General features: G+C 61.8%; 15 protein-coding genes. 9 read left to right on the plus strand and 6 right to left on the minus strand.

Annotated elements, in window-relative coordinates:
- Nucleotides 1–157: 157 nt before the first annotated feature.
- The gene (locus tag R4P70_RS30420; RefSeq protein ID WP_019750019.1) at nt 158–397 is read right to left on the minus strand and encodes a hypothetical protein; all 240 of its coding nucleotides are present in this window, start codon (nt 395–397) and stop codon (nt 158–160) included.
- Between the two features lie 924 nt (nt 398–1,321).
- On the opposite strand from R4P70_RS30420, the gene R4P70_RS30425 reads away from it, so the two are divergent.
- The 3 genes from R4P70_RS30425 to R4P70_RS30435 all read left to right on the plus strand — a co-directional run bounded on the left by R4P70_RS30425 (nt 1,322) and on the right by R4P70_RS30435 (nt 2,958).
- The gene (locus R4P70_RS30425; protein ID WP_019750020.1) at nt 1,322–2,218 is read left to right on the plus strand and encodes an ArdC-like ssDNA-binding domain-containing protein; all 897 of its coding nucleotides are present in this window, start codon (nt 1,322–1,324) and stop codon (nt 2,216–2,218) included.
- A gap of 87 nt (nt 2,219–2,305) precedes the next feature.
- Entirely contained in the window at nt 2,306–2,644 is a 339-nt protein-coding gene (locus R4P70_RS30430; protein ID WP_019750021.1) for a hypothetical protein, read from the plus strand.
- 17 nt (nt 2,645–2,661) lie between these two features.
- Entirely contained in the window at nt 2,662–2,958 is a 297-nt protein-coding gene (locus tag R4P70_RS30435; protein WP_019750022.1) for a hypothetical protein, read from the plus strand.
- Nucleotides 2,959–2,979: 21 nt separating this feature from the next.
- Here the strand turns inward: R4P70_RS30435 and R4P70_RS30440 are convergent, their stop codons facing one another.
- A complete protein-coding gene (locus tag R4P70_RS30440; RefSeq protein ID WP_019750023.1) occupies nt 2,980–3,153 on the minus strand; it encodes a hypothetical protein in 174 nt (57 codons plus the stop codon).
- A 382-nt stretch (nt 3,154–3,535) separates the two neighbouring features.
- Here R4P70_RS30440 and R4P70_RS30445 point away from each other — a divergent pair, with 382 nt between their 5' ends.
- A complete protein-coding gene (locus R4P70_RS30445; RefSeq protein ID WP_317833401.1) occupies nt 3,536–4,558 on the plus strand; it encodes a DUF4192 family protein in 1,023 nt (340 codons plus the stop codon).
- A 136-nt stretch (nt 4,559–4,694) separates the two neighbouring features.
- Here R4P70_RS30445 and R4P70_RS30450 read toward each other — a convergent pair whose 3' ends face one another.
- The 3 genes from R4P70_RS30450 to R4P70_RS30460 are packed head-to-tail and all read right to left on the minus strand — an operon-like array spanning nt 4,695 to nt 6,149.
- Nucleotides 4,695–4,889 (minus strand): hypothetical protein, encoded by a 195-nt coding sequence (locus R4P70_RS30450; RefSeq protein WP_019750025.1) that lies wholly within the window; start codon nt 4,887–4,889, stop codon nt 4,695–4,697.
- Between the two features lie 40 nt (nt 4,890–4,929).
- Nucleotides 4,930–5,784, minus strand: a complete 855-nt coding sequence (locus R4P70_RS30455) for a CPBP family intramembrane glutamic endopeptidase (protein WP_317833403.1) — start codon at nt 5,782–5,784, stop codon at nt 4,930–4,932.
- Between the two features lie 11 nt (nt 5,785–5,795).
- Complete coding sequence (locus tag R4P70_RS30460; protein WP_019750027.1) at nt 5,796–6,149, minus strand: hypothetical protein; 354 nt, start codon at nt 6,147–6,149, stop codon at nt 5,796–5,798.
- 589 nt (nt 6,150–6,738) lie between these two features.
- Here R4P70_RS30460 and R4P70_RS30465 point away from each other — a divergent pair.
- The 5 genes from R4P70_RS30465 to R4P70_RS30485 all read left to right on the plus strand — a co-directional run bounded on the left by R4P70_RS30465 (nt 6,739) and on the right by R4P70_RS30485 (nt 11,418).
- Complete coding sequence (locus R4P70_RS30465; RefSeq protein WP_029538901.1) at nt 6,739–7,137, plus strand: plasmid mobilization protein; 399 nt, start codon at nt 6,739–6,741, stop codon at nt 7,135–7,137.
- Entirely contained in the window at nt 7,134–8,891 is a 1,758-nt protein-coding gene (locus tag R4P70_RS30470) for a relaxase/mobilization nuclease domain-containing protein (protein WP_317833406.1), read from the plus strand. The genes R4P70_RS30465 and R4P70_RS30470 overlap by 4 nt, the downstream gene beginning before the upstream one ends.
- Nucleotides 8,892–9,252: 361 nt before the next feature.
- Entirely contained in the window at nt 9,253–9,396 is a 144-nt protein-coding gene (locus R4P70_RS30475; RefSeq protein ID WP_317833408.1) for a hypothetical protein, read from the plus strand.
- Nucleotides 9,393–10,232: a type II toxin-antitoxin system death-on-curing family toxin gene (locus tag R4P70_RS30480; RefSeq protein WP_019750031.1), complete on the plus strand. Its 840-nt coding sequence runs from the start codon at nt 9,393–9,395 to the stop codon at nt 10,230–10,232. Before R4P70_RS30475 ends, R4P70_RS30480 begins: the two co-directional genes overlap by 4 nt.
- A 238-nt stretch (nt 10,233–10,470) precedes the next feature.
- Nucleotides 10,471–11,418, plus strand: coding sequence for a hypothetical protein (locus R4P70_RS30485; RefSeq protein ID WP_019750032.1), 948 nt, complete (start codon nt 10,471–10,473; stop codon nt 11,416–11,418).
- 101 nt (nt 11,419–11,519) lie between these two features.
- On the opposite strand, the gene R4P70_RS30490 is transcribed toward R4P70_RS30485, so the two are convergent.
- Nucleotides 11,520–12,512 (minus strand): hypothetical protein, encoded by a 993-nt coding sequence (locus tag R4P70_RS30490; RefSeq protein WP_139047438.1) that lies wholly within the window; start codon nt 12,510–12,512, stop codon nt 11,520–11,522.
- Nucleotides 12,513–12,816 lie beyond the last annotated feature (304 nt).

Raw genomic sequence — 12,816 nt, forward strand, 5'->3', positions numbered from 1 at the left:
CTGACACCCGTTCATTCGGCATGCTTCCATCCTCGTTTCCAAGGCCAGAAGTCTCCACCGAACCCAGGGCGATTCAGACCGAGAAATGGCCCGACTCAGGGTCGGACCATCCTCATCTCCATTTGCGATTAAGGGCCTACGAACAGCGCCTTCACGCTCATCGCACCCAACGAACCAACCAGCCCACCAAAATCAGCGGCAACGCCAACGCCACAATCAACACCCGACGCACCAAACCCCTGAATCCAGGGATCCACACCGCCGACTTCACAACCTCCAGCGCAGCAGGATCCCCAAAAGGAACCCCATACCCCAGCCAGCCCACGACGCGAATCAGCAGGAAAACCACGCTGATCAGACCCCAAACGGCATCCGCTGCCTTGCCGATCACCCGCATGGACCGATCGCCGCGCCACACCCGCGTTGCCAAAGACTCATCCGACCACCAACGAGGTCGAGTCCTTTGTCCAGACGCATTCTCTCGACTAGATCCATCTTCTTCATTTACCGTACTTTCATTAACCATGATAGAGCCTTTCTGTTAGTTCACGATTGTTCCCTTCGGTTCAGGATTTGCGCACAAAACTAGCCGCCGTCCATTCTTTCGGGATTCTTTGTCGCCCCGAGATTTCGAAGCAACGGATTACATCCTACCAGGTCGCAGCGACAATTTGCGAGCTTTCCGGGGTCGCGAGACCGATTTGATGCACTCGGCAAGAATCGGCGCTCAGCTGCCCGTACAGCCCCGATAATAATGCGCCGGTACTCCGAGCTGGGGGCGGCACTGCATATTAACTAACAAAGGCCAAAAATATATACCCTCTTAGAATAAGGGCGGGTTTAAATAGACGGTTTCTCTTCAATGAACTCATCTCGAGAGCAGAGCTACCGCGACACCACACGTGGCCGGCCTCCGTCGCTCCCGCACAATCACCCCGCCAGCCACCCGAGCGGGAGGTGCGAACGCCTGGCCCGTCGCCGGCGGTGTGTTGGCGCCTGCCCGGCGGCCGACCACCTACCGGTGTCCCCCGAAATGAGCTCCGCTGCGCTCCGCACCAGCGAAAAGCGTTGATCTGTTTGTCCTTCTGGCCTTCCGATTCTCGTCGGCGGTGACCTACACGCAACCCCTGGCGGCGATGCCGACCCGAGGGCTCCGAGAAATTTTCTCAACCCGCACTCGCACGCTCGCAGAGAAATTTTCCCGGCCCAGGGGTGGCACTCCGGCCCCCTCATGCCGACGCGATTCTCCTTTGCCAGCAGGGCAAAAAAATTGGCGGCCACCGAGCAGGGGGCGCCACCGGATCAGCGGAGGTTGAAAGTTATGGGTGCGAAGACCACGGCAGACAAGAGCGCGGCACGACGCGAGCAGGCCGCCGCACTGCACGAGAGCATCACCGCGAAGGTCGCCCAGCTCACCGACACCGACGCATGGGCCGCCTACCTGACCGCCGCAGCAGCGTTCCACGCGTACAGCTTCAACAACGTCATGTTGATTTTCTCGCAGGCCCCCGACGCTAGCCAGGTCGCCGGATTCCGCAAGTGGCAAGAACTCGGACGACAGGTCCGCAAGGGCGAAAAGTCGATCAAGATTTTCGGCTACTCGACCAAGAAGATCACCGAAACCGACACCGAGACCGGCGAGGAAACCACCCGCCGCGCAGCACGGTTCCCGATCCTGTCCGTGTTCGACATCGCGCAAACCGATCCGATCGAAGGACACCCCGCAGCAGCCGCCGAAACCATCACCACCCGACTGCAAGGCGACGACTCCGCCGCGATCTACACCCGCATCGCGCAGGTGATGACCGAACAGGGATGGACCGTCACCCGCGAGCACATCGCCGGAGAAACGAACGGCCGAACCAGCCTCGACGGATCACGCCGCATCATCGTCGACGACAAGATCAGCGGCGCCCAAGCCGCGAAAACGATGATTCACGAAGCCGCCCACGCGCTCATGCACGCCAGCGGAGACATCGACCCCGCCGAGCTGCACCGAGGCCGCGCCGAAGTCGAAGCCGAATCCGTCGCCTACGTCCTCGCCGGACTGCTCGGACTCGACACCACCGATTACAGCATCGGCTACATCGCCGGATGGGGAAACGGAGACCTCGAGGTCATCACCGACACCGCCCGCGCAGTCCTCGCGACCGTCCACACCCTCGCCGAGGCACTCGAACCCGACGCCGACGCCGCCGAGGACACCGCAGCCGCATAGACGGCAGCACCCCACAAACACAGTGCGACACCGGGCGGAAGGAGCCCGCCCGGTGTCGCACCCGAAAGTCTACGAAAGGGCAACGACATGAGCACCACGACCGACGAGCTGCGCACCGACACGATGTACAGCAACACCATCGACACCGCGTACCCCGCGATCACACCCTCAGGAATGGCGGCCGCCGAGATCCTCGAGACACTGACCGCAAAGATCACCGCCGCCACGAGCGCGGTAGGGATGCAAGCGGAAATCGGGTGGCTCACCCTCGCGCACGAAGTGACCGCCCGCGAAGCCGTCGCCCTGCTCGCCGTCGCGACCCGCCGCGCCTACGACGCCGGACAGATCGCACCCTCACGCGTGAATCGGGTTTACGGCCGAGTCGAGCGCGCCGCCGCACCGCACGGAATCCGATTCCGATGGTGAACGCCCGGAGGGCAGGAGTGACGGAAGTGGATCCGCAGCTGTTCACCGGATGCGTTCTCGCGGGATGCTCGAACATCGTGGCCGCGGACGGAGAAATCTGCTCGCAGTGCCGCCGCATCTTCGGCGACACGATCAGGCCCGTATCCGAGCGAGAGCGCGCCGAGACCACCGAACACCCACGACCCGCCGCGACCGGAGCGCAGGTGTTGACCCGGCGCAATCAACGGTGCTGGCTGTGCGAGCAACGCCGCACCTGTACCCGCGTCGGTGGTCAGTGGGAGTGCCGTGACTGCACGCTCCCGGCACCAGCGTGACACCCAGGACATTCGCCGCTACTAGCGGCGAGCCTGCACCTTCAAATCCGCGAAACCGGACGCACCGAGTGCAAGGCCCACCGTCACCCATAAAGCGGCAGAACCGAGTCCCGAACTGAAATAGGACAACACAGCCGCCACCAGAAAGATTGCGACAGTCGTAGCCCAGAGCAGCTTTCGTGCCTTCAAGCTCACGCGATCCCCCTAAAACAGTGTTCTCGACTCCGACCCTGCGAGCGTATCGCCGCAGTTACGTTGTCGCCTGCCCGGCGGCCGGCCACCTTCGGTGTCCCCCGAAATGAACTCCGCTTCGCTGCGTCCTGATGAAGAGCATCTTTTTGTTCTCCTTCTGGCCTTCCGATTCTCGTCGGCGGTGACCTGCGCGCAACCCCTGGCGGCGCAAGCGCCGGCCGATGGCTCCGAGAAATTTTCGTCACTCGCAAGCTCCCGCCGAAATTTTCTCGGCCCAGGGGTGGCACTCCGGCCCCCTCATGCCGACGCGATTCTCCTTTGCCAGCAGGCGAAAAAAATTGGCGGGGCACCCGGCCCGGTCACTTTCATCAGCGAGGGGAACGACATGCAGCGCATCCGTTTGAACACCGCCACCGAGGTACTTGCCTCCATCCCCACCATGCTCGGATTCATCCCGACCGCATCGGTCATCGTGATCATGCTCAAAGACGAAATCGTCGACGGCCGAACCACCAAGCAGATTGCCCTTGTCGCGCGGACCGACGCCGCCGCAGGCGAGGGCGCCGAATTCGATCCGGCCCCGTACCTCGAAGCTGCCTCACGCGCCGACACCACCGCCACGATTTGCGTTGCCGTCGCCGAAGACGCCGCCGCAGTCATCGCGCTCGACAAGATCGCGATCCTGCGCCAGGGATTCCGTGACGCCGGAATCCACGACATGCTCGCCTTGCACGTCACCGCGCTCGAAGCCGGAGCGTTGTGGACCGACCTCGACACGTACGCGACCGGACTCACCGAAGACCCGAACGCCTCAACGTTGAGCATTCACAACGCCGTCGAACAAGGTCGCACCACCGCAGCCTCACGCGAGGACATCGCCGCCCGCTACGCCGTCACCGTCGAAGCGGACACCGCAACCGCACACGCAGCGCTGCACGCGCAGGGACCGGACTTCGTTCGCCACGCCGTCACCGAACTCGCGACACTCATCCGCACACGGGGCAACCCGGACGCCGAGCTGGCCGCCCGTGTCGGACTGTGCGCCACCATCAGCCCCACCGCACGCGATGCCCTGATGTTCACCGCCAACGGAAACGAGCACGCCGCAGCCCATGCGTTCGCGACAATCGCCCGCCAGGTACGCGGCAACGCCCGCATCCAGATTCTCACCGTCGCGGCGTACTGCTCCTACATCAGCGGCGACGGACCCAGTACCGGCATCGCACTCGAGGCCGCCCAAGCCGCAGTGATCGACGGCAACGGCGAACACGACACCCCACTGCGCAACCTGCTCGACTTCGCACTCGAGCACGCAGTCTCGCCCGCCGCAGTCACCACGCAACTGCACGCGATCGCCGCCGACGCAGCGCGATCCTTCGGCGTCGGCGTCGACAATCTCGACAGCTGAAAACGGCAGCGGCCCCGACTTCGCGAAGAAGTCGGGGCCGCTCCCGTATGCGGTGGCAGTTGTTCGGGCATCGAGCCCTAACAACCGCTGCGCCAGCTCCCCAGCGCGCCACCAGTGCAATGCGGCGCACCGAAGATCAATCGAACAAGTGATCCGTGGTTCCCGGCGCGGGGAACGCGAAATCGATCTGAGCACGCGCAACGGGTTCGCCAGTCAGTCCTTCGACAACAGCGGCAAGATCCGCATCGGTGATCACGTTCAGATGCTTCGTCGCTTGGTACATCGCGGCCTCGACTGCGGATCGTTCCACGGGAATGTTCTTTTCATTCACGGCTGGGCCTTTCGTTGTGTGCGAGATGCAAGTGCAGCGGTCAGGAAGTGAGGATCAGGTGCGCCGCGCTGATCAGATTGCCGACACCGTGAGCGACGATCGCGGGCCAGAGCGAACGGGTGTACAGAGCCAGTGCGGTGAAGAATGCGCCGCCGACAAAAGAGAACACCACATTGCTGAACCCGAAGCTCGCGTGCCAGCCCGCGAACAGCACGAGCATGACCGATGCCACCGACAGAATCAGTATCCGATTCGATGGCTTCCACCGTTGAACGGCGAGCACACCGGACCGGAACAGGATCTCCTCCGGTACAGCCGCGAGGAGGAAGGCTCCGGTCATAGCGGTGAAGAACCCGCCACGGAGCAAATAGTCCTCTCGCTCTTTCCTGGCCGCGATAACGTCCGCATCGGTGATAGGGAACCAGGTCTCCAAATTCACCACGGATTCGAAGAGCAGATAGTGGCCGACTGCGACGAGAACTGGGACCAATACAACCCACAGCGCGATCTTCTTCCACCCGACCATCTGCGAGGTCGGGCGAGGCATGACAAAGCCCAGCCACCGAATTGATCGCACCCAGGTGACTCGTAGCGAACGGACGACTGAGCGGACGACTGAGCGGGTATTCGACTGTCGGGCCCGTTCGAATGGCGGAGACAGAGCGACCGTCGCCCAGATGATCCACGCGAAGAACGCTTTGCGGAGGTTCTCTTCCATGGGGTCATTCGCTGCGCGCGCCGTGAGGCCGATCGCAAAGCCCAGAGATCCCGTCGAGAAGATTCGGAGCTGGGTGCGGGCCGGGACGAGGCGGAACCACGCGGTAGTGAGGCGCTTGACCTGAGAGCGGACGGCCGTAATCGGCGTCGACCCGGAGCCGAGAACGGGTGTGGGCATCGGGTGCAGTCCTAAGCGCTCTTCTGCTCACCGGATTCAGCGGCCGGCGAGGCGGCCGGCGAAGTTTCGATCTTCTTCGTCACCGGCTTCTTCGTCGCCGTCCGCTTGGCTGCTGACTTCCGCGCAGCCGGCACACGCCACTGTTTGATCGACGCTTCGGTGAATCCGACACGGAGCGCTTCACTGATCGCGGCATCGAGGTTGCCGACGTTGGCGGCATCCTTGCGGGCGAACTCCTCACGCGTGTCGAGCAGCTCCTTGTGTGCAGCCGCCACCACACGGATGATCTTCATCTTCTCTTCGGCTTCCGCCTTGATAGCTGCGTCGAGTGCGTCGAAGTCTGGTGTGTTCGGTGTCGTGTTCATGCGCTACATCGTAGGAGAAATCTCGCCCGTCCGTGCACCACTGAGCGTGCGCTAAGCGCAACTCGCGGACACCCGGCCCGTTGTCCACGGGTGGGTGTCCGGGGCGGCGTTGTGTGCACACCAGACGCGGAGCGGAGGAATCTGGTGTGTGCCCAATGCCGAGAACCCCCGGTGCCCGCCTGTGGGCAACATCAACCACCCGAACTGCGTATCGATGCGCTCCGCGCGGCGCATCTTCTCTTCTCCGAGATTCGACCACAGATCGGGACTGCTCCGATCCTCATATGGATGCCCGAGATTTCCCTCTCCGCTCCGCTACGTCTCAGGCACCCACAATCGGGACCAGCCCCCAAATGGGGACGAATTCGAAACCGGAGGAACTCGCAGGCTCGTACTGGCGCTTTTGAGATTTCGGGGACGAGACTCAGAACGGAAGTGACCCCGAAATCTGAGCCCCGGCAGAGCAAGATAGTAGCTTAGGTGCCCTAAGTTGGGTCAGGTCTTGCCGCTGCGCTCTGGACCTGAGACACTGGCGTGTAGCCCCACGTGGTGGGGGCGCTGCGCTGGGCCGGAGGGAGGCACGACGGACATGAGTGAAGACGAGGTCAGTCGACCTCGCCGGTTCCGTCGTGAACGCCGGGAGAATGTGCCGGGCGGTCGAGCTGGCAGGCACGTGGTGAAGGTGACTCCCGAGGAGGAGTCCGAATTGCTGCGCCGTGCTCAGGAAGCGCGTATCACTGTGGCGCGGCTGATGGTCGAGTCTGCTCTGTCCGACGCTGGTGAAACTGCGACCGATCGGCGCGATCTTGCTGGCGAGTTGTTCTCCGCGTTCCGGCTGCTATCGGCGATTTCGATCAACATCAACCAGATGGCGAAGGCCACCAACGCGACCGGAGAAATCCCGGCCGAACTGAACGGCGCACTGGTCAGTGTGCGGCGTTTGGCCGACCGGATTCACGGCACGCTCGACGAGATGTCCGCGCCGTGATCGTCAAGATTTCCCGCGGCGCCAAAGTCACCGGGCTGATGTCGTACCTCGCCGGTCCGGGCAAGAGCAACGAGCACACCGACCCCCATCTGGTGGCTGGCGACTACGCGATCATGGCGTGGCACGACGACAATGAACTCAGCGGTGTCGACGCTCTCGCGATCGGCAAGCAGATCGACCAGCCCCGCAAAGTGTTCGGCACCGAAATCAAGATCCCGAACTACCTTCGTGATGAATCCGGCCAAGACGTTCGCGACAGTCACGGCAAGAAGGTCCGCGATCCGATCGACCCCTACCGCGACGGAAATGTCTGGCATTGCTCGCTCTCGCTCAAAGCCGACGAAGGCGAGCTGACAGACGAGCAGTGGAACAAGATCGCCACCGAGTTCATGGACGAAATGGGTTTCACCGACACCTCCGGCCGCAGCCCCGCCAGATGGGTCGCCGTTCGCCACGGAGTGTCCGCGAAAGGCAACGACCACATCCACATCGCCGCATCCGCCGTGCGCGAAGACGGCACCAAAGTCAACCTCTACCGCGACTGGAAAAGAGCCAGCGTCGCGGCCGCCCGCATCGAACGCGAACACGGCCTTGCTGTTATCGAATCGCGTCAGAACGAGACCGGCGAACGCGGCTACCACCGCGCCGAGAATGCGCGCGCGGTACGCAACGGGCAGACCGAACTCGACCGCGATCTCCTCGCCCGCCGCGTGCGCGCCTGCGCGACGTCCTCGAAGTCCGAAGCGGAATTTGTTCGCCGACTTCGCGGGCAAGGCTTGATCGTCAGACCCCGCTTCGCCTCCGGGCGTGATGACGTCGTAGTCGGCTACAAGGTCGCAGTCAGACCAGAACGTGACGCAACCGGAGCCGATGCGAAGCCGATCTTCTACGGCGGCGGCCACTTAGCAAAAGACTTGACCCTCCCCCGCCTCCGCAAGGAATGGGAAGACTCCCCGACGGCATCATCGGAGGCCGTCGACGAATGGCGCAGCGCACGGCGTGAGCGTCCCGCTGCGCGTCCCGGGCGTGAAGCGAAAATGCTCGACCCGAAACTGCTCGAACGAGCCGGCCGAGACATTGCAGCCTGGAACAAATACCTTGCTTCGATTCCCGTGACCGACCGCGCACAATGGGCGCGCGCTGCAGGACGGACGGCCGGCGTTTTCGACGCATGGTCAGTCCGCACCGAAGCCACACCAGGACCCCTTGCTCACGCTGCGAAACAACTCGCTCGATCCTCACAGATCCCTGCACATCAGCACGCACCGAAGAGGGCAGGCGTCGTCTCCGCCGGCGGTGCGGCCCTGATCTTGATGCAAACAAGTCCGCAACTCGGCAAGGCCGCGTCATACGCGCTGCTGATGCGCCAACTCATCAAGACAGTCGAAGCGATCGCCGCCGCACATCGTGCCGCCGGCGACCTGAGTCGGGCGCATGACCTCGAGATGACCGCGCGCGTGGAACTCGAAGCGATCCATCGTCAGATGCCCCAACCTCGCGCCGGCGTCGAGCACGTCGAATCCGAGGGCAGCGTCGCAGTGCTCGAACGGGCGGCGTCGGAAGAGAAGACAACGATGGAACCGGTGTCGTCGCCGGAACAAGCAGGCAGCGATGCTGCAACGGTTGCCGCCGGTGACTTCCCGGTTTCCGCACGCGAAGCAGCGAAGCGTGGTCCGTCTCCAGTCCCCTCGCGACTCGATCCTCAACGAGAACAGACCCGAACGGGAAACCGGGAGCACGGCCCCGAGCGCTAGTGCGGAGAGTCAACGAAACGGCCTGCTTCTCAGGAGTGCACTCACTCGTGGGACGGGACTCGGGTCGGTGCTTTTGATATCGCGTCAATTACGCGGTGAGGTGCGATGAGAAGTTCCGCGAGACGGGGGAATCGCGCGACGCGAGTACGACGTCCCGGGGCGCCTGTTGGACAGCGCTGATGATCAGTGCTCGCGCGTTCCGTTCGATTTCAGCGAGATACGCGTTCGGCGATGCGCCGACACTCCTTCAAACAATGCACACAGAATCCGGACATCAGTCCGGAACGGCCTGACATCGTTGTGCCATGCATTGTGTGAAAGTCCTCCTGCCGAGGACCGGCGGACCTGTATCGTGGGCTCTATGGTGGAGACCAAGCATACGAGCGAGGCTACGGAGGCGACTCCGTCGTCCACCGTCATCTATGCAGATTCAGCAAAGGTCGCCATGATTGCCCGCGAGGAAGCGCAGCGCTGGGGCCAGCTCCTCGATCGCCTCGCGAAGTGACTGAGTACCTCAGCGTTGATTCAATTATCGCCATCAATGAGGCACACTGCGGAGCCGGATCCGGTACACGCGACCGCGAAGGACTGGAGGGCGCGATCGGACGCCCGTCCTCTGGATCCTTCAATAACGAGTTCTTTCCTGACCTGTGGACTAAAGCAGCGGCATACCTACACGGGCTGAGTAGCACCCAGTACTTTCACGATGGCAATAAACGGACCGCATGGCTCGCAGCGACCGTCTTCCTGCGAGTCAACGGAGTGCGCGTCCCACATGTACCGGACGTTGAATCAGAAGCCTTCGTTCTCGCCGTCGCCAAGGACTTGTTCACGACCAGCGACGAACCGGACCGCACCATCGAGATGGCCGCCGAATGGTTCCGCACCCGTTGCGAACCGCCCCGCCACGACGATCCAGCCTCATGGGATCTGGAAACTTCCGAATCCTCCATGATCATCACCGGTGCTTTCTTCGCCGAATACGCAAGAACGTCCGATGGGAAGCTCGATGTGCTCGGCGGAGTCTGGGACAGCTACCACACCGACTCATTTCCCCAAATGATTCCCCTATATCTCGTGCTCATCGCCCAAACCGGGCACGATGACATCGGGCGTCTACGCCACATCGTCATCGACCTAATACGCCCCGGTGCAGAACCTGAAGATCTGTTCGCGATGGAAGTCCCGATCGACGCCGCCGAAAATCGCTTCTACTTCGTCAATATCCTGGTGCCCATCAACGACCCAGGAAGACACGTCTTCCGTATCACGGTCGAAGGAAATACACGGACGGCCAGGACTGTGTCACTGGACTTCCGGCAAATAAGAGTTGGTTCATAAATCCGGCGCTGGTGGTAGGAATGACGCTGGCCTTCCAGCGGAAGTTAAGTCGCGCGTTTCAGGTGCGCACGCGGTGGCGCTGCGTTCATCGGGCTGGGATTCGTATCTGTGTTTTCGATACCGCAGCGATGACGACCTCGGGGCGGTAGAACCGCTTTCCCGGACGGGTGGGTGTTTGTCCCTGCCGTCTCGAGCCGTGCTCTACTCTGCGAAAGACCAACTACACGGAGGATCTGCGATGACCGGCGTTTTCCATGACACACAGGCCGGTGAGGTCACCGAGACGTGGTCGATGTCCAGTTCGGTGCTGTTGCAAACAGAATCGATCGATATCGAAGTCTTCTGCCGGTCGACAGAATTGCGAGGCGAAGTTCTCGAATCCCGGCGCAAACTTACAGAGTTAAGTCTCGAATTTGCGCTCGCTGTCGGTCGCGCCGGGTTCGAGCGCGAAGGATACGCACGTTTGGAATCGGCAAAAATCACACGATTGGCTCTCGAATATTTCGGCGGCGAGGATCAATCTGAAATCGGCCCGAGTGGCTACGAGAGGTTCCGAAGGGCGGTAGCTGAATTCGCGAAAGAATCCAGTGAGCTCGGTCGTGATCTGGCTGAACGGCAGCAAGCGATGGATGAAGCCGGCACCCGATTCGTCGAACAGCTAGCGCAGCACGTGGAATCGTTCACTCCCCTCTCCGAGGATCGATTCCCTATCACCTACATTGCACTTGACGTAGTGGGGTTGCATTCTTTGGGAGCGCGGCTCGACTCCGGGAGGTATCCAACGGGGCCGGCTGCCCGCGAAGGTTACGTTGTCGATCCGGCGGAAGTCATCGGCCGATTCGTCTATCCGGCTGTCGCGTCATTCGATCTGAGTCCGGGTATCGCCAACACGTTGGCCGGCGACTTGTACTCGACGCTGGAGAAGATGCCGATCCCGGTGTACGGGTCGGTCCCCGAATCGATCAAATCCCTCATCTCATCATTGAGTGGAACCGGATTCGTCGGAGCGATCGGCTACTCCAGCGGTCTCGAGAGCGTGACGTTGACGTGTTTCAGTGCGGGGGCCGCATTCATCTTCTGGTTCGGACGACCTCACATGACAACCGTTCGCGACACATCGAACGAATGGTTGAAGCGGAAGCTCAACAGCAAACTGGGACTAGCTGAGGACCAAGACACGGACTAGCCGCCTTCGGCGTCTGGCCCGGCAACTTCGTGTGAGTTGGCTCGCTGTTCCTTCCGCTGTACCGATGCTGTACCTGACGTAGCCTCGACCGGCGAGTTCCGTTAGGCGGAAAAATGGGTCCGGGGACCGGTGGCGCTGATATTTCTGAAACCAACCAGTGCCTCGAATCGCTTCACCGATGTACCCAGTTCGAGCGTCCCGCACAGGGCGGAAATCGCTAGAGTTACTCCGTCAGCATCCATCGCGCCGATCTTCCGGATCGCCCTTGGCGCACCGCGGCCAAGCGTGTGAGTTCCGAGTACCGTGCCTAGAAACGGTTCTGCCATCACGACCGGCCCCGGTACCAACTCGACGATCGATCCTCCCGTCGGCGCAAATCTCGTATCGACTGTCCTCGGACTCTCGTCGTCCGATATCACGATCTTGATTTGGGAGAAGAGATTTTGCGTCAGCAGCTCCCATCCGCCCTGGACAAATCCACCAGACTGGTGCGACACACCTAACCGTGCAGCCACCAACGCGCTGATGTAGGTCCACAGTGAGTCCAATGATGTTTCGAGCTGGCGCCGGCTCTTGTCATCTTGCGGTAAGTGGTACTCCTGGCCTTGTTTGGCATGCATGAGGCCGGACCGCTCGTCGCCGTACATGTTCTTGTAGATCCACTCCACTGCCGAGGCCGCATCGGTGGGCGCTAATGATGCAATCGGCACGTGCTGATCGGCAGCTCGTAGCGCCTTTTTGAACCATTCTCCTTCGCCCTCGAGGCGGCCGTTGGTCTTGATTTTTCTGGGGCGAATATCGCTGAGTATTGCTTCGAAGGCAAGGAACATGTTCCGGTAGGAGTCAAAAAGGTACTCCGAGGTTCGCGACATTCGGATGAATCGAAAAGCATCGTGTTGGGTCGGCGTCGGCGGCGGTACTTGCGGGATCGGATTGCCGTCCGCATCGACGGCCGTAACGGTCGCCGTGAAGCTTGACGTCAGCGTGCGAACCACGTTTGCGCGGAGCACTATTCCGTTCGAATCGGGCCACCAAACGAAGCACTGGTCAAAAGCGTCGCGAATAGCGGCGTCGCACAATCCGCGAGCAGACATGTAGTCCAGGCCGTTATTGGCGGCCGCCAGGGCTGCGGTGTGGCTTCCATCAGGACCTGCCCCCGAGTGTCCGTAGACGACAACTGCTTTGACGCCTGCTGCTACTTGAATTGTCCAGCCGGAGAGCTGAATTGCCGCATTCTGAGCTGGACTGTTGCGGAGCAGGAAGACCGCGCCATTTCCCGGAGGATGCGCGGAGTCTTGGAGCGCCATGCCCGCGAAGGTGCCTACAGTCATGGCCACAGTGTGCCGTTTGACGGGGAGGAATCGCTAGGCCACGTTGACAAATTGCGACAGGTTGCGG

Source organism: Rhodococcus sp. IEGM 1241 (assembly GCF_033142365.1).
GTDB lineage: Bacteria > Actinomycetota > Actinomycetes > Mycobacteriales > Mycobacteriaceae > Rhodococcus_F > Rhodococcus_F erythropolis.

Bases quoted from the DNA above. Each gene is read 5' to 3' on its own strand.
- R4P70_RS30490 (WP_139047438.1), bottom strand. From the start codon at position 12,512: ATGTCTGCTCGCGGATTGTGCGACGCCGCTATTCGCGACGCTTTTGAC.
- R4P70_RS30475 (WP_317833408.1), top strand. From the start codon at position 9,253: ATGGTGGAGACCAAGCATACGAGCGAGGCTACGGAGGCGACTCCGTCG.
- R4P70_RS30485 (WP_019750032.1), top strand. From the start codon at position 10,471: ATGACCGGCGTTTTCCATGACACACAGGCCGGTGAGGTCACCGAGACG.
- R4P70_RS30455 (WP_317833403.1), bottom strand. From the start codon at position 5,784: ATGCCCACACCCGTTCTCGGCTCCGGGTCGACGCCGATTACGGCCGTC.
- R4P70_RS30420 (WP_019750019.1), bottom strand. From the start codon at position 397: ATGCGGGTGATCGGCAAGGCAGCGGATGCCGTTTGGGGTCTGATCAGC.
- R4P70_RS30445 (WP_317833401.1), top strand. From the start codon at position 3,536: ATGCAGCGCATCCGTTTGAACACCGCCACCGAGGTACTTGCCTCCATC.
- R4P70_RS30425 (WP_019750020.1), top strand. From the start codon at position 1,322: ATGGGTGCGAAGACCACGGCAGACAAGAGCGCGGCACGACGCGAGCAG.
- R4P70_RS30430 (WP_019750021.1), top strand. From the start codon at position 2,306: ATGAGCACCACGACCGACGAGCTGCGCACCGACACGATGTACAGCAAC.
- R4P70_RS30465 (WP_029538901.1), top strand. From the start codon at position 6,739: ATGAGTGAAGACGAGGTCAGTCGACCTCGCCGGTTCCGTCGTGAACGC.
- R4P70_RS30460 (WP_019750027.1), bottom strand. From the start codon at position 6,149: ATGAACACGACACCGAACACACCAGACTTCGACGCACTCGACGCAGCT.